This is a genomic window from Terrisporobacter glycolicus ATCC 14880 = DSM 1288 (assembly GCF_036812735.1).
Taxonomy (GTDB): Bacteria; Bacillota; Clostridia; order Peptostreptococcales; family Peptostreptococcaceae; genus Terrisporobacter; species Terrisporobacter glycolicus.
Genome location: NZ_CP117523.1, coordinates 3,925,630 through 3,940,834, shown reverse-complemented (window position 1 = coordinate 3,940,834; position 15,205 = coordinate 3,925,630). Strand labels below are relative to the sequence as shown.

At 40.2% G+C, this 15,205-nt stretch carries 8 protein-coding genes, 27 tRNA genes and 4 rRNA genes; all 39 read left to right on the top strand.

What is annotated here, in order from left to right:
• Positions 1-130: 130 nt before the first annotated feature.
• Positions 131-247 (top strand): 5S ribosomal RNA (gene rrf / locus TEGL_RS19190).
• A 5-nt stretch (positions 248-252) separates the two neighbouring features.
• Positions 253-327, top strand: a tRNA-Asn gene (locus tag TEGL_RS19185).
• A gap of 23 nt (positions 328-350) precedes the next feature.
• Positions 351-425 (top strand) — tRNA-Glu (locus TEGL_RS19180).
• Between the two features lie 4 nt (positions 426-429).
• A tRNA-Val gene (locus TEGL_RS19175) sits at positions 430-505 on the top strand.
• Between the two features lie 17 nt (positions 506-522).
• A tRNA-Asp gene (locus TEGL_RS19170) sits at positions 523-599 on the top strand.
• A 17-nt stretch (positions 600-616) separates the two neighbouring features.
• A tRNA-Thr gene (locus TEGL_RS19165) sits at positions 617-691 on the top strand.
• Positions 692-700: 9 nt separating this feature from the next.
• Positions 701-785 (top strand) — tRNA-Tyr (locus tag TEGL_RS19160).
• Between the two features lie 11 nt (positions 786-796).
• Positions 797-870: transfer RNA gene (locus TEGL_RS19155), tRNA-Gly, on the top strand.
• A 10-nt stretch (positions 871-880) separates the two neighbouring features.
• Positions 881-957 (top strand) — tRNA-Arg (locus tag TEGL_RS19150).
• Positions 958-962: 5 nt separating this feature from the next.
• Positions 963-1,038, top strand: a tRNA-Gln gene (locus TEGL_RS19145).
• Positions 1,039-1,047: 9 nt separating this feature from the next.
• Positions 1,048-1,123: transfer RNA gene (locus TEGL_RS19140), tRNA-Lys, on the top strand.
• 9 nt (positions 1,124-1,132) lie between these two features.
• Positions 1,133-1,221: transfer RNA gene (locus TEGL_RS19135), tRNA-Ser, on the top strand.
• A gap of 6 nt (positions 1,222-1,227) precedes the next feature.
• Positions 1,228-1,320, top strand: a tRNA-Ser gene (locus TEGL_RS19130).
• A 7-nt stretch (positions 1,321-1,327) separates the two neighbouring features.
• Positions 1,328-1,404, top strand: a tRNA-Pro gene (locus TEGL_RS19125).
• Positions 1,405-1,413: 9 nt separating this feature from the next.
• Positions 1,414-1,490 (top strand) — tRNA-Ile (locus TEGL_RS19120).
• A gap of 10 nt (positions 1,491-1,500) precedes the next feature.
• Positions 1,501-1,576, top strand: a tRNA-Trp gene (locus TEGL_RS19115).
• A 36-nt stretch (positions 1,577-1,612) separates the two neighbouring features.
• Positions 1,613-1,689, top strand: a tRNA-Pro gene (locus TEGL_RS19110).
• Between the two features lie 6 nt (positions 1,690-1,695).
• A tRNA-Ile gene (locus TEGL_RS19105) sits at positions 1,696-1,772 on the top strand.
• Positions 1,773-1,775: 3 nt separating this feature from the next.
• Positions 1,776-1,851: transfer RNA gene (locus TEGL_RS19100), tRNA-Phe, on the top strand.
• Between the two features lie 123 nt (positions 1,852-1,974).
• Positions 1,975-3,479, top strand: a 16S ribosomal RNA gene (locus tag TEGL_RS19095).
• A 76-nt stretch (positions 3,480-3,555) separates the two neighbouring features.
• Positions 3,556-3,631, top strand: a tRNA-Ala gene (locus tag TEGL_RS19090).
• Positions 3,632-3,774: 143 nt separating this feature from the next.
• Positions 3,775-6,674 (top strand): 23S ribosomal RNA (locus tag TEGL_RS19085).
• Positions 6,675-6,886: 212 nt separating this feature from the next.
• Positions 6,887-7,003, top strand: a 5S ribosomal RNA gene (gene rrf, locus TEGL_RS19080).
• The 16S, 23S and 5S rRNA genes sit together here with 27 tRNA genes alongside, the layout of an rRNA operon.
• A 5-nt stretch (positions 7,004-7,008) precedes the next feature.
• A tRNA-Asn gene (locus TEGL_RS19075) sits at positions 7,009-7,083 on the top strand.
• A gap of 7 nt (positions 7,084-7,090) precedes the next feature.
• Positions 7,091-7,180 (top strand) — tRNA-Leu (locus tag TEGL_RS19070).
• Between the two features lie 9 nt (positions 7,181-7,189).
• Positions 7,190-7,265: transfer RNA gene (locus TEGL_RS19065), tRNA-Met, on the top strand.
• Between the two features lie 13 nt (positions 7,266-7,278).
• Positions 7,279-7,353, top strand: a tRNA-Glu gene (locus tag TEGL_RS19060).
• Position 7,354: 1 nt separating this feature from the next.
• A tRNA-Gly gene (locus TEGL_RS19055) sits at positions 7,355-7,428 on the top strand.
• A 14-nt stretch (positions 7,429-7,442) separates the two neighbouring features.
• Positions 7,443-7,518, top strand: a tRNA-Val gene (locus TEGL_RS19050).
• A gap of 16 nt (positions 7,519-7,534) precedes the next feature.
• A tRNA-Gly gene (locus tag TEGL_RS19045) sits at positions 7,535-7,609 on the top strand.
• Positions 7,610-7,616: 7 nt separating this feature from the next.
• A tRNA-Arg gene (locus tag TEGL_RS19040) sits at positions 7,617-7,693 on the top strand.
• 192 nt (positions 7,694-7,885) lie between these two features.
• The gene (gene cdaA / locus TEGL_RS19035; RefSeq protein ID WP_018590922.1) at positions 7,886-8,731 is read left to right on the top strand and encodes a diadenylate cyclase CdaA; all 846 of its coding nucleotides are present in this window, start codon (positions 7,886-7,888) and stop codon (positions 8,729-8,731) included.
• Positions 8,728-9,897 carry a CdaR family protein gene (locus tag TEGL_RS19030; RefSeq protein ID WP_018590923.1) on the top strand — a complete coding sequence of 390 codons (1,170 nt, stop codon included), beginning with the start codon at positions 8,728-8,730 and terminating at the stop codon, positions 9,895-9,897. The genes cdaA and TEGL_RS19030 overlap by 4 nt, the downstream gene beginning before the upstream one ends.
• Positions 9,898-10,378: 481 nt before the next feature.
• Positions 10,379-11,281, top strand: a complete 903-nt coding sequence (locus TEGL_RS19025) for a phosphate butyryltransferase (protein ID WP_018590924.1) — start codon at positions 10,379-10,381, stop codon at positions 11,279-11,281.
• A gap of 25 nt (positions 11,282-11,306) precedes the next feature.
• Positions 11,307-12,398 carry a butyrate kinase gene (gene buk, locus TEGL_RS19020; protein ID WP_018590925.1) on the top strand — a complete coding sequence of 364 codons (1,092 nt, stop codon included), beginning with the start codon at positions 11,307-11,309 and terminating at the stop codon, positions 12,396-12,398.
• Between the two features lie 26 nt (positions 12,399-12,424).
• Positions 12,425-13,102 (top strand): hypothetical protein, encoded by a 678-nt coding sequence (locus TEGL_RS19015; protein ID WP_018590926.1) that lies wholly within the window; start codon positions 12,425-12,427, stop codon positions 13,100-13,102.
• Between the two features lie 41 nt (positions 13,103-13,143).
• Positions 13,144-13,359 carry a 4Fe-4S binding protein gene (locus TEGL_RS19010; protein WP_018590927.1) on the top strand — a complete coding sequence of 72 codons (216 nt, stop codon included), beginning with the start codon at positions 13,144-13,146 and terminating at the stop codon, positions 13,357-13,359.
• A 25-nt stretch (positions 13,360-13,384) separates the two neighbouring features.
• A complete protein-coding gene (locus tag TEGL_RS19005) occupies positions 13,385-14,446 on the top strand; it encodes a 3-methyl-2-oxobutanoate dehydrogenase subunit VorB (protein WP_018590928.1) in 1,062 nt (353 codons plus the stop codon).
• Entirely contained in the window at positions 14,446-15,204 is a 759-nt protein-coding gene (locus TEGL_RS19000; protein ID WP_018590929.1) for a thiamine pyrophosphate-dependent enzyme, read from the top strand. Before TEGL_RS19005 ends, TEGL_RS19000 begins: the two co-directional genes overlap by 1 nt.
• Position 15,205 lies beyond the last annotated feature (1 nt).

The window sequence follows — 15,205 nt, the reverse complement described above, 5'->3', positions numbered from 1 at the left end:
TAGTTAATGAAAACATTAAATGTTAGCAGTTTTGAAAGTATTAAAAATTTTCAAAAAAGTGTAACAAAAAGTTGACAATTATATATACAAATGTTAATATAATACTTGTCTAACGAAACATTTAAAATTATGTGGTTATTATAGCAAAGAGGATACACCTGTTCCCATTCCGAACACAGAAGTTAAGCTCTTGAGCGGCGATGGTACTTGGAGGGCGACCTCCTGGGAGAGTAGCACGTAGCCACGTAATATTCCAAGGTAGCTCAACGGTGGAGCACTCGGCTGTTAACCGATAGGCTGAGGGTTCGAGTCCCTCCCTTGGAGCCAAAAAACAAAATTTAAAATAACATGGCTCATTGGTCAAGCGGTCAAGACACCGCCCTTTCACGGCGGTAACAGGGGTTCGATTCCCCTATGAGTCACCATTATGGGACCATAGCTCAGCTGGGAGAGCACCTGCCTTACAAGCAGGGGGTCACAGGTTCGAGCCCTGTTGGTCCCACCATTAAAACATATAAATGCGGCCTGGTAGTTCAGTTGGTTAGAATGCCAGCCTGTCACGCTGGAGGTCGAGGGTTCGAACCCCTTCCAGGTCGCCATAAATATTTAACACTATGCTGGTGTGGCTCAACGGTAGAGCAGCTGACTTGTAATCAGCAGGTTGTAGGTTCGATTCCTATCACCAGCTCCAAAATTCTTAGGAGGATTTCCCGAGCGGCCAAAGGGGGCAGACTGTAAATCTGTTAGCGATGCTTTCGGTGGTTCGAATCCACCATCCTCCACCAAAGAAGTTTATGCGGGTGTAGCTCAATGGTAGAGTTCCGGCCTTCCAAGCCGGCTGTGAGGGTTCGATCCCCTTCACCCGCTCCATTTTAAATATGGGTGCATAGCTCAGCTGGATAGAGCAACGCCCTTCTAAGGCGTGTGTCCGGGGTTCGAATCCCTGTGCGCTCACCATATACTGGGGATTAGCCAAGTCGGTAAGGCACATGACTTTGACTCATGCATGCGTAGGTTCGAGTCCTGCATCCCCAGCCATACAAATATGACTCATTAGCTCAGTCGGTAGAGCACTTGACTTTTAATCAAGGTGTCCGGAGTTCGAATCTCCGATGGGTCACCATTAAAAATTGGAGAGGTGTCCGAGTGGTTTAAGGAGCTGGTCTTGAAAACCAGTGATGCTTAACGGCACCGTGGGTTCGAATCCCACCCTCTCCGCCAAAATATGGAGAAGTACTCAAGTGGCTCAAGAGGATCCCCTGCTAAGGGATTAGGCTGGATTAAACCGGTGCGAGGGTTCGAATCCCTCCTTCTCCGCCAGTTTTTACGAGGTGTAGCGCAGTTTGGTAGCGCACTTGGTTTGGGACCATGGGGCCGGGGGTTCGAGTCCCTTCACCTCGACCAGAATAATATGGACCATTAGCTCAGTTGGTTAGAGCGCCCGGCTCATAACCGGTAGGTCTGGGGTTCGAGTCCCTGATGGTCCACCATATTTAATATAGGGGTGTAGCTCAGTTGGTAGAGCGTCGGTCTCCAAAACCGTGCGCCGGGGGTTCGAGTCCCTCCACCCCTGCCAGAAAAATTTAAAACAGTATTTTACTAATTTATACTTCGAGGTGTAGCGCAGTTTGGTAGCGCACTTGGTTTGGGACCATGGGGCCGGGGGTTCGAGTCCCTTCACCTCGACCAAAATTAGGGCTTATAGCTCAGGTGGTTAGAGCGCACGCCTGATAAGCGTGAGGTCGCTGGTTCGAGTCCAGCTAGGCCCACCATTTGCCCAGATAGCTCAGTCGGTAGAGCAGGGGACTGAAAATCCCCGTGTCGGTGGTTCGATTCCGCCTCTGGGCACCACAAAGAACTTTGAAAATTAAACAGTAGGTTAACAATAAATTAATTCTTTAAGAATTAAACTGAAACAACAAACAAACCAAGCCAGATATTCAGATAATGATTAGTCTGAGCGATGGACAACTTTTTTATGAGAGTTTGATCCTGGCTCAGGATGAACGCTGGCGGCGTGCCTAACACATGCAAGTCGAGCGATTCACTTCGGTGAAGAGCGGCGGACGGGTGAGTAACGCGTGGGTAACCTGCCTCATACACATGGATAACATACCGAAAGGTATGCTAATACAGGATAACATAAGAGATTCACATGTATCTCTTATCAAAGCTCCGGCGGTATGAGATGGACCCGCGTCTGATTAGCTAGTTGGTAAGGTAACGGCTTACCAAGGCGACGATCAGTAGCCGACCTGAGAGGGTGATCGGCCACATTGGAACTGAGACACGGTCCAAACTCCTACGGGAGGCAGCAGTGGGGAATATTGCACAATGGGCGAAAGCCTGATGCAGCAACGCCGCGTGAGTGATGAAGGCCTTCGGGTCGTAAAACTCTGTCCTCAAGGAAGATAATGACGGTACTTGAGGAGGAAGCCCCGGCTAACTACGTGCCAGCAGCCGCGGTAATACGTAGGGGGCTAGCGTTATCCGGATTTACTGGGCGTAAAGGGTGCGTAGGTGGTTTCTTAAGTCAGGAGTGAAAGGCTACGGCTCAACCGTAGTAAGCTCTTGAAACTGGGAGACTTGAGTGCAGGAGAGGAAAGTGGAATTCCTAGTGTAGCGGTGAAATGCGTAGATATTAGGAGGAACACCAGTAGCGAAGGCGGCTTTCTGGACTGTAACTGACACTGAGGCACGAAAGCGTGGGGAGCGAACAGGATTAGATACCCTGGTAGTCCACGCCGTAAACGATGAGTACTAGGTGTCGGGGGTTACCCCCCTCGGTGCCGCAGCTAACGCATTAAGTACTCCGCCTGGGGAGTACGCTCGCAAGAGTGAAACTCAAAGGAATTGACGGGGACCCGCACAAGTAGCGGAGCATGTGGTTTAATTCGAAGCAACGCGAAGAACCTTACCTAAGCTTGACATCCTTTTGACCGATGCCTAATCGCATTTTTCCCTTCGGGGACAGAAGTGACAGGTGGTGCATGGTTGTCGTCAGCTCGTGTCGTGAGATGTTGGGTTAAGTCCCGCAACGAGCGCAACCCTTGCCTTTAGTTGCCAGCATTAAGTTGGGCACTCTAGAGGGACTGCCAGGGATAACCTGGAGGAAGGTGGGGATGACGTCAAATCATCATGCCCCTTATGCTTAGGGCTACACACGTGCTACAATGGGTGGTACAGAGGGCAGCCAAGTCGTGAGGCCGAGCTAATCCCTTAAAGCCATTCTCAGTTCGGATTGTAGGCTGAAACTCGCCTACATGAAGCTGGAGTTACTAGTAATCGCAGATCAGAATGCTGCGGTGAATGCGTTCCCGGGTCTTGTACACACCGCCCGTCACACCACGGAAGTTGGGGGCGCCCGAAGCCACTTAGCTAACCCTTTTGGGAAGCGAGTGTCGAAGGTGAAATCAATAACTGGGGTGAAGTCGTAACAAGGTAGCCGTATCGGAAGGTGCGGCTGGATCACCTCCTTTCTAGGGAGAATTAACCTACTGTTTAATTTTGAGGGTTCTTTATGAAAACTCAAGATATGTTGAAAAAAATCGACATGGGGGTGTAGCTCAGCTGGGAGAGCACTTGCCTTGCACGCAAGGGGTCAGGAGTTCGATCCTCCTCATCTCCACCATTAGTACTTATTTAATAAGTGCTTTAGTACTTTGAAAACTGCATAACATTTAGTGATATGACATTATAAAAGAAGAAGATAAACTTCTTAAAAAATATATCATATAAAGAAGATAACTTTTAAAAATATCAAATTTAATAACTGGTCAAGTTATTAAGGGTGTAGGGCGAATGCCTTGGCACTAGGAGCCGATGAAGGACGCGATAAGCTGCGATAAGCTTGGGGGAGTTGCACGTAAACTGTGATCCCAAGATTTCCGAATGAGGAAACTCACTTAGAGTAATGTCTAAGTATCGTATAGTGAATACATAGCTATGCGAGGGGAACCCGGGGAACTGAAACATCTAAGTACCCGGAGGAAGAGAAAGAAATTCGATTCCGTAAGTAGCGGCGAGCGAACGCGGAACAGGCCAAACCAGTGAAGTTTTCTTCACTGGGGTTGCGGACATATCATAACGAAGAGGCTATTGTAGACGAAGAGAGTTGGAAAGCTCCGCTATAAAGTGTAAAAGCCACGTAGTCAAAACAAGAAGACTTCAGATATGATCCAGAGTACCACGGGACACGTGAAACCCTGTGGGAAGCAGGAGGGACCATCCTCCAAGCCTAAATACTACCTAGTGACCGATAGCGTATAGTACCGTGAGGGAAAGGTGAAAAGAACCCCGGGAGGGGAGTGAAAGAGAACCTGAAACCCTACACTTACAAGCTGTAGGAGCACATTATTTGTGTGACTGCGTACTTTTTGTAGAACGGGCCAACGAGTTACGTTACCTAGCAAGGTTAAGCACTTAAGGTGTGGAGCCGCAGCGAAAGCGAGTCTTAACTGGGCGTATAGTTAGTTGACGTAGACCCGAAACCGGGCGACCTATCCATGGGCAGGTTGAAGCGAAAGTAAAATTTCGTGGAGGACCGAACCCACGAGCGTTGAAAAGCTCGGGGATGACCTGTGGATAGCGGTGAAATTCCAATCGAGCCCGGAGATAGCTGGTTCTCTCCGAAATAGCTTTAGGGCTAGCCTCAAGATTTAGAGAAACGGGGGTAGAGCACTGAATGTCCTAGGGGGTATTGCACTTACCGAAGACTATCAAACTCCGAATACCGTATTCTTATGCTTGGGAGTCAGACTGTGGGTGATAAGATTCATAGTCAAAAGGGCAACAGCCCAGATCGTCAGCTAAGGTCCCTAAATGTACGTTAAGTGGTAAAGGATGTGGGATTGCACAGACAACCAGGATGTTGGCTTAGAAGCAGCCACTCATTTAAAGAGTGCGTAATAGCTCACTGGTCGAGTGATCCTGCGCCGAAAATTTCCGGGGCTAAAACGTACTACCGAAGCTACGGCATCATTTATGATGGGTAGGAGAGCTTTCTATATGGATTGAAGCATTACCGTAAGGAGATGTGGACTGTATAGAAGTGAGAATGTTGGCATGAGTAGCGAGATGTGGGTGAGAATCCCACAGGCCGTAAACCCAAGGTTTCCAGGGGAAGGTTCGTCCGCCCTGGGTTAGTCAGGACCTAAGCCGAGGCCGAAAGGCGTAGGTGATGGACAACAGGTTGATATTCCTGTACCACCAATAACCGTTTGAGAAATGGGATGACACAGTAGGATAAGCTAACCGCACTGTTGGTTATGTGCGGGCAAGTATTGAGGCAGTTCAGGTAGGCAAATCCGCCTGAATAATGCTGGAGTACGATGCGGAGCGAAATTTAGTAGCGAAGTAGCTGATTTCACACTGTCGAGAAAAGTCTCTATCGAGGTTAAAGGTGCCTGTACCGCAAACCGACACAGGTGGGTGAGGAGAGTATCCTAAGGCCAGCCAGAGAACTGTTGTTAAGGAACTCGGCAAAATGACCCCGTAACTTAGGGAGAAGGGGTGCCATGGAAACATGGCCGCAGAGAATAGGCCCAAGCGACTGTTTACCAAAAACATAGGTTTCTGCTAAGTCGCAAGACGATGTATAGGAGCTGACGCCTGCCCGGTGCTGGAAGGTTAAGGGGATCTGTTAGGGTAACCGAAGCAGTGAACTTAAGCCCCAGTAAACGGCGGCCGTAACTATAACGGTCCTAAGGTAGCGAAATTCCTTGTCGGGTAAGTTCCGACCCGCACGAAAGGCGTAACGATTTGGGCACTGTCTCAACAACAGACTGGGTGAAATTGTAATACCGGTGAAGATGCCGGTTACCTGCGACAGGACGGAAAGACCCCATGGAGCTTTACTGTAGCTTGACATTGAGTCTCGGTGCTACATGTACAGGATAGGTGGGAGGCTATGAAGCATGGACGTCAGTCTGTGTGGAGCCATCCTTGGGATACCACCCTTGTAGTACTGGGATTCTAACCAGCTGCCTTGAATCAGGTAGTGGGACACTGTCAGGTGGACAGTTTGACTGGGGCGGTCGCCTCCTAAAGAGTAACGGAGGCGCTCAAAGGTTCTCTCAGTACGGTCGGAAATCGTACGTAGAGTGTAAAGGCAGAAGAGAGCTTGATTGCAAGACATACAGGTCGAGCAAGGACGAAAGTCGGACTTAGTGATCCGGTGGTACCGCATGGAAGGGCCATCGCTCAACGGATAAAAGCTACCCTGGGGATAACAGGCTGATCTCCCCCAAGAGTCCACATCGACGGGGAGGTTTGGCACCTCGATGTCGGCTCATCACATCCTGGGGCTGTAGTAGGTCCCAAGGGTTGGGCTGTTCGCCCATTAAAGTGGTACGCGAGCTGGGTTCAGAACGTCGTGAGACAGTTCGGTCCCTATCCGTCGCAGGCGTAGGAAATTTGAGGAGACCTGTCCTTAGTACGAGAGGACCGGGATGGACGTACCGCTGGTGTACCAGTTGTTCTGCCAAGGGCATAGCTGGGTAGCTAAGTACGGAAAGGATAAGCGCTGAAAGCATCTAAGCGCGAAGCCTACTTCAAGATAAGATTTCCCACCGTAAGGTTAAGACCCCATGAAGACTACATGGTTGATAGGTCAGAGGTGGAAGTGTGGCAACATATGTAGCTTACTGATACTAATAGGTCGAGGACTTGACCAAAATAAACCTAAAGGTTTATATCGCCAACTAAATCTTTGATTATATAATTATAAGGAAGATTTCAGTTGCTAAAAATAGTTAATGAAAACATTAAATGTTAGCAGTTTTGAAAGTACTAACAAAAGTTAATACTTAAAAACATTTTGAGCAACGGATTTTTCTGAAGCGTTAGCAAAGAAATATCGTTGGCGATATGAGTGTAATGAATTTTATGTGGTTATTATAGCAAGGAGGATACACCTGTTCCCATTCCGAACACAGAAGTTAAGCTCTTGAGCGGCGATGGTACTTGGAGGGCGACCTCCTGGGAGAGTAGCACGTAGCCACGTAATGTTCCAAGGTAGCTCAACGGTGGAGCACTCGGCTGTTAACCGATAGGCTGAGGGTTCGAGTCCCTCCCTTGGAGCCAAGAAAGTGCCGAAGTGGCGGAACTGGCAGACGCACAGGACTTAAAATCCTGCGAAACTTATACTTTCGTACCGGTTCGATTCCGGTCTTCGGCACCAAATTAATATCGCGGAGTGGAGCAGTTGGCAGCTCGTCGGGCTCATAACCCGAAGGTCACAGGTTCGAGTCCTGTCTCCGCAACCATTTTAATATATATGGCTCATTGGTCAAGCGGTCAAGACACCGCCCTTTCACGGCGGTAACAGGGGTTCGATTCCCCTATGAGTCACCATGCGGGTGTAGCTCAATGGTAGAGTTCCGGCCTTCCAAGCCGGCTGTGAGGGTTCGATCCCCTTCACCCGCTCCATTTTAATTTATCCCGGGACCATAGCTCAGCTGGGAGAGCACCTGCCTTACAAGCAGGGGGTCACAGGTTCGAGCCCTGTTGGTCCCACCATTTCACAAATTTTTATGCGGGAATAGTTCAGTGGTAGAGCGCAACCTTGCCAAGGTTGAAGTCGCGAGTTCGAATCTCGTTTCCCGCTCCAATAACATGGGTGCATAGCTCAGCTGGATAGAGCAACGCCCTTCTAAGGCGTGTGTCCGGGGTTCGAATCCCTGTGCGCTCACCAATCAAAGTTTCACGTTAGTGAAACTTTTTTTTTATAAAAAATGAAATAAATATATGTAATTAACCTTATAATAAAATATAAATATGATAAATAATATGTTGAATTAAATAAGATAGTTTGTATATAGTTGTATTATTATAGTATAATACATAGTGTAAAAGGTTAAGAAACTATTGAGCAGGAGGATAAAATATGTCCGATATAAATTCTTTTTTAAATGGTTTTATTGATATAATATTAAGAATGAGTATATATGATGTTGTAGATATATTAATTGTAGCGTATATATTCTATAAGATTTTTATGTTTATAAAAGATACAAGAGCAGAGCAAGTTTTTAAGGGTATAGTAGTTTTATTACTTGCTACTCAACTTAGTTCTGTATTTAAATTACATACATTGTACTGGATATTAGTGAATGCATTAAATGTAGGAGTTTTAGCAGTCTGTATAATATTCCAACCTGAACTTAGAGCAGGATTTGAGCATTTGGGTAGAGCAAACTTTAATTTAATTGGAAAAAGTGGAGAAAATGCTGAAAGTAAAAAGTTAGATAAGACAATAGATGAAATTGTAGAAACGTTATACTCTTTATCTAGACAAAGAATAGGAGCGCTTATTATATTAGAAAGAGAAACCAAAATATCAGATATAATAGGAACTGGAACTATAATAGATGGAGATGTTTCAAGACAATTATTAATAAACATATTTATACCAAACACACCTCTGCATGATGGTGCAGTAGTAATAAGAGGTAATAAGGTAAAAGCAGCAGCATGTTTTCTACCTTTAAGTCAAAGTAAAGATTTAACAAAAGATTTGGGTACTAGACATAGAGCTGGTGTGGGAATAAGTGAAGTTTCTGATTGTATTACTTTAATAGTTTCTGAAGAAACAGGAGAAGTTTCTATAGCTAAATCAGGCAAACTATATAGAGATATTGCAAAGGAAAGAATGGCTAATATATTAAAGAAAAATTTAAATAAAACAACAGCTGAAGACAAAAGTTTCTTTAAAGGTGGGATATTTAAATGAAGAATAATTTAAAAAGAAATACTAGAATAAAATTAATATCTCTACTTAGTGCGATGGTATTGTGGATGTATGTCATGGCTATAGTAGACCCTGAAGATACAAAACTTTTTGAAAATATACCTGTGACTGTAACAAATGCAGAGGAACTAAAAGATGATGATTTAGTTGTATATCCAGAAACCGATTTAGTAGCTGATATTTATATAACAGGAAAACTATCTGATTTGCAAAAAATAAGTAAAGAGGATATACATATATATGGTTCTATAAACAATCCAATTGAGGGTAAAAACTATCTTTATTTAAAAGTTAATACCACAAAACAAGTGTCATATGAATTTAAATCAGACTTTATAGTTGTTAAATTAGAGAAGCTTGTACATCAGGAAAAAAATATTAATCCTGAAATAATTGGAGAATATAAAGATGATGTAGATACAGTCATATTACAACAAAGTGTAGCCAATATATCTGGTCCTAGAGTTTTGACAGATCAAGTTGATTATATAAATGCAACTGTGCAAGTAGATAGCAAGGATAAAAATAAATTAACTAAAAGAGTAAAATTAATACCAGTAAATACAGATGGCAAAGAAGTTAAAGGAGTTAATTTAGATATAAAAACTATCAATGCAGAAGTAACTTTTTTAGAGGAAAAACAAGTTCCTATAAATATTCAACTAAAAGATGAGAAAGCAGATGCTAAAGCATATGAATTAACACCAGAAGTAGTAATGATAAAAGGTAAAAAGGAGGTATTAGATAAAATTAATTATATAAATACTCAAAAAATAGATTCTACTGATATAGGTGTTTCTAAAAAAATAGATTTAATTATTCCAGAAGGTGTAACAACTGAAGAAACTACTACAATAGTCAAACAAAAGGATGATGAAAGTCTAATTCAAAGATTAATATATAATAATTCTGAGATAGAGCTAAGAAACAATACTCAGAAAATAAAGGCATCAGATTTGAATATACCTGATAGTATAAATGTTGAAGTTCAGTTGGATGATAAAAATACAAAGCTGGCTAAATCAGATATAAGTTTATATATAGATTTAGAAAATGAATATGATAAAACGAAAGAGTATTTAATTAAGTATGAATCTGATACAACTTTTAAGAACGTAAGGATAATACCGAGTACCGTTGGAAAATAAAATATTTATATAAAAATAAGTGTAACCTGGTTGATACTTTGTATACAAATTAGCAGGTTACACTTTTTAATTTGTTAAGAATTTATCGAATTAAGTTTAATAAAATATAGTATAATTGGAAAAAATATTAAAAAATCAAAGTTGGAATTTTCTGAAAATTTAAATTTTTTGTCAAAAAAAGTAGGTATAAAAAAATAATTATCTGCCAGAAGTAGCTTATTTACTCATTAAATTCAAATATAAACCATCAAAAATAATAATAATTAAAAAATTTATTTAAAATTTCATTTTAATATTATACAATCATAAATAATTTATGCTAGAATATATGTAGAAATAAAAAAATGTAAAAACTTAAAAATTAAAGTTTGCATAAAAAATGTAAAAGCAGTTGAAACAAATCTTTAGATTAGTTAAATCAAAAGAGCATCAATTAAACCAAGTTTAAAACAACTAAATATTTGAAATTTAGGAGGAGAAAATGAGGAACATAGACGATATTATTAAATTTGCTAAAGAAAGAGGTCCAAAAACTGTTTCTGTAGCTTGTTGTCAAGACAAAGAGGTATTAATAGCAGTTGAAAATGCTAGAAAAGAAAATATAGTAAATGCAATTTTAGTTGGTGATATTGAAAGCACTAAAGAAATTGCAGATGAATTAGGTATAAGCCTAGAAAATTATAAATTAATAGACATTAAAGATTTGTCAGAAGCTTGCTTAAAAGCCGTAGAGTTAGTATCTAGTGGAGAAGCTCATATGGTGATGAAGGGATTAGTAGACACTTCAATCATATTAAAAGCAGTACTTAATAAAGAAGTTGGATTAAGAACAGGAAATATATTAAGCCATGTGGCAGTGTTCGACATAGACGGATATGATAGACTATTCTTTGTAACAGATTCAGCTATGAACCTAGCTCCAGATGTAAACGCTAAGAAGCAAATAATTGAAAATGCATGTTCAGTTGCAAGATCGTTAGATATAGAAGAACCAAAGGTAGCACTAATATGTGCCAAGGAAAAGGTTAACCCAAAGATGAAGGATACTGTAGAGGCAAAAGAACTAGAAGATATGTATCTTCGCGGGGAAATAAAAGGATGCATGGTTGGAGGTCCTTTTGCTTTAGATAACGCTATTAGTGAAGAAGCTGCAAGACATAAAGGAATGGATCATCCTATAGCAGGAAAAGCTGATGTACTAGTAGTTCCAGATATAGAAGCAGGAAATGTATTGTATAAATCTATAGCATTTTTTGCGAAATGTGAAAATGCAGGTATAATAGTAGGAGCAAAAGCACCTATCATATTAACATCTAGAGCGGATAGCGATAAAACTAAGTTAAATTCAATAGCTTTAGGAGTTTTAGCAAGTACAAAAAAATAATATAAAATAAAGGAAGGTTAATATAGTGGGAGATTATAAAATTTTAACAATAAATCCAGGGTCAACGTCGACTAAGATTGCTGTATTTGAAAACGAAGAATTATTATATGAGAAAACATTAAGACATTCTTCAGAAGAAATAGGTAAATACGAAAAAGTTGCAGATCAATTTGAATTCCGTAAAAATGTTATAGAAGATGCTTTGAAAGAAGCAAATTTAAAAGTTGAAGATTTAGATGCAATAGTAGGTAGGGGAGGACTTTTAAAGCCAATACAAGGTGGAACTTATAAAGTAAGTGATGCAATGGTAGAAGATTTAAAAGTTGGTGTACTAGGAGAGCATGCTTCTAACTTAGGTGGAATAATAGCAAAAGAAATGGCTGGTGAAGTTTCTATACCATCTTTCATAGTAGATCCAGTTGTTGTTGATGAGATGGAAGATATAGCAAGAATATCTGGAGTACCAGAAATTCCAAGAATAAGTATTTTCCATGCTTTAAATCAAAAAGCAATTGGAAGAAGAGCTGCTAAAGATATGAGCAAGAACTATGAAGACTGCAATTTATTAATAGTTCACATGGGTGGAGGAGTTACAGTTGGTGCTCATAAAAAAGGTAAGGTAATTGATAACACAAATGGCCTTGATGGAGAAGGTCCATTCTCACCAGAAAGAAGTGGAGGTCTTCCAGTTGGAGGCTTAATGAGATTATGTTATGGAGATCAATTAAGCAAGGCTGAAATAGGAAAAAGAATAAAAGGTAATGGTGGAGTAGTTGCTTACTTAGGAACTAATGACATGAGAGATGTCGAAGATATGATTTCTAAAGGTGACGAAAAAGCTGCTTTAATATATGATGCTATGGTTTACCAAATATGCAAGGAAATAGGAGCATATGCGACGGTTCTTAAAGGTGAAGTAGATGCAATAATCTTAACTGGAGGAATAGCTTATTCTCAAATAATAAGAGAAAAAATAGAAGATAGAGTTAAATTTATCGCACCTGTAAAAGCTTATCCAGGAGAAGATGAAATGATTGCCCTTGCACAAGGTGGACTTAGAGTATTAAATGGCGAAGAAGAAGCATTAGATTATGAAAAAGAAGCTTCAGCTTATTAATATATACTGAAAATAGGTGGAAATTTATGATAAAAGACGACAAAAGAGTTAGACTTTTTATAGGTCATTATGGAAGTGGAAAAAGTGAAGTTTCTATGAACTATGTAACTATGCTTAGGGAATTAGTTGATGGAGAAGTAGCACTAGCTGATTTAGATGTAGTAAATGTGTACTTTAGAACAAGAGAAAAGAAAGACTTAATGAGACAGTTGGGAATAACACCTATTGACAGCTCCATTCAAACAACAACACTTGATGTGCCAGCTGTTTCAGCAGAAGTAATGAGACCACTACATGATGATAAAGTTAACTATGTACTAGATGTAGGTGGAGACAATGTAGGTGGAAGAGTTGTTGGTAGATTTGCTGAACACTTTAAACCAGAAGACTACGATATGTTCTTTGTAGTTAATGCTAACAGGGAGAAAACTCAAACTGCACAAGAGGTTCTTGGATTTATAGATGCAATAGAAACTTCTTCAAAACTTAAGGTAACAGGTCTTGTAAATAATACTCATCTTTTAAGAGAAACAACCGTAGAAGATGTATTAAAAGGCCAAGAAGTTGTAAGGGAAATTTCTAAAATTAAAAATATACCAATTAAGTATGTTTGTTGTTTAGAAAGCCTTGTAGATAAGTTACCAAAAGATTTAGAAGGAGATATATTGCCTGTAAAACTTTATCTAAGGGAAGAATGGATGTAGTTTTGAGCTCAATATAAGAAATAATTAAGGGAGGCTTAATAATGGCTAAAGGAAAAGTGATTTTCAATGAAGAACACTGCAAGAGTTGTGGATTATGTATAGAAGCATGTCCAAAAGGAATACTTGCAATTGACACAGAGGTTATAAATGCAAAAGGTTATAACCCAGCTAAAATAGTTGATGAAGAAAAATGCATAGGCTGTGCAAGTTGTGCATTAATGTGTCCAGATGTAGTTATAACAGTAGAAAGAGATTAATTATTTAAAATAAGGGGGATTAATAATGGCTAAAATTCTTATGAAAGGTAACGAAGCATTTGGTAAAGCAGCTATAGAAGCTGGTTGCCACTACTTCTTTGGTTACCCAATAACTCCACAAAGTGAATTACCAGAATATTTATCAAGAGAACTACCTAAGGTTGGAGGAGCTTTTGTACAAGCAGAATCTGAAGTTGCTGCTATAAACATGGTTTATGGTGCAGGAGGAACTGGTACAAGAGTTATGACATCATCATCTTCACCAGGTGTAGCATTAAAACAAGAAGGAATAACATATTGTGCAGGTGCAGAAGTACCATGCGTAATTTTAAATATAATGAGAGGTGGTCCAGGACTAGGAACTATACAACCATCTCAAGCAGACTATTATATGTCAACTAAAGGTGGAGGAAATGGTGACTACAGAACACCAGTATTTGCTCCAGCATCTGTTCAAGAAGCAGTTGATATGATAATAGAAGCATTTGATGTAGCTGACATATACAGAACACCAGTTATGGTTGTTGCAGATGGTATGATAGGTCAAATGATGGAGCCAGTTGATTTTGATAAAGAAAGAAGAACTAGAGAATTACCAGAAAAAACTTGGGCTGCAAATGGAACAAAAGGTGAAAGAATACCTAATGTAATAAACTCTTTATACTTACAATCAGAGGAGTTAGAGCAACACAACTTAAAATTAGAAAAGAAATATCAAACAATAGAAGAAAATGAAGTTCAATATGAAATGTATCATACAGAAGATGCAGAATTAGTATTTGTTGCTTATGGAACTGTTTCAAGAATAGTTAAAACAACAGTAGATCAAATGAGAGAAGAAGGACACAAAGTAGGTTTAATAAGACCTAAAACTTTATGGCCATTCCCTGATAAGGCATTTGCAGAAATACCAAATGCTAAAAACTTATTAGTTGTTGAGATGAGTTTAGGACAAATGATAGACGATGTTAAACTAGCTTGTGAATGTAAATTACCAGTAGATTTCTACGGAAGATCTGGTGGTATGATACCATCTCCAGCTGAAATAGCTAATAAAGCTAAAGAAATAATAGGGGGTGCTAAATAATGGCTGTAGTATTTAAGAGAACAGAAGGATTACAAGATGTTACTACTCACTACTGTCCAGGATGTACTCATGGTATAATCCATAGATTAGTAGCTGAAGTTTTAGAAGAAATGAATGTACTAGGAGATGCTATAGGTGTAGTTCCTGTAGGATGTTCAGTTTTAGCATATAAATATTTTAACGTAGATACTCATGAAGCTGCTCATGGTAGAGCTCCAGCAGTAGCTACAGGAGTAAAAAGAACTCATCCAAACAATGTAGTATTCACATATCAAGGTGATGGAGACTTATCTTCAATAGGTATGGCAGAAATAGTTCATGCTGCAGCTAGAGGAGAAAAAATAACTACTATATTCGTAAACAACGGAATTTATGGAATGACTGGTGGTCAAATGGCTCCAACTACATTATTAGGACAAAAAGCTACAACTGCTCAAGCTGGTAGAAATGCAGAACTTAATGGTTTCCCAATAAGAGTTAGTGAAATGTTAGCAACTTTAACTGGTGCAGTATTTGTAGAGAGAGTTTCTGTAGATACACCAGCTAACGTAAGAAAAGCTAAAAAAGCTATAAAGAAAGCTTTCCAAGTTCAACAAGCAGGATTAGGGTTTGGTATAGTTGAAGTATTATCAACTTGTCCAACTAACTGGGGATTAAATCCAAATGATGCATTACAATGGTTAAGAGACAATATGATGTCTTACTATGAATTAGGAAACAAAAAAGATATAGAAGTTGAAGTTGAGGAGGCGAAATAAT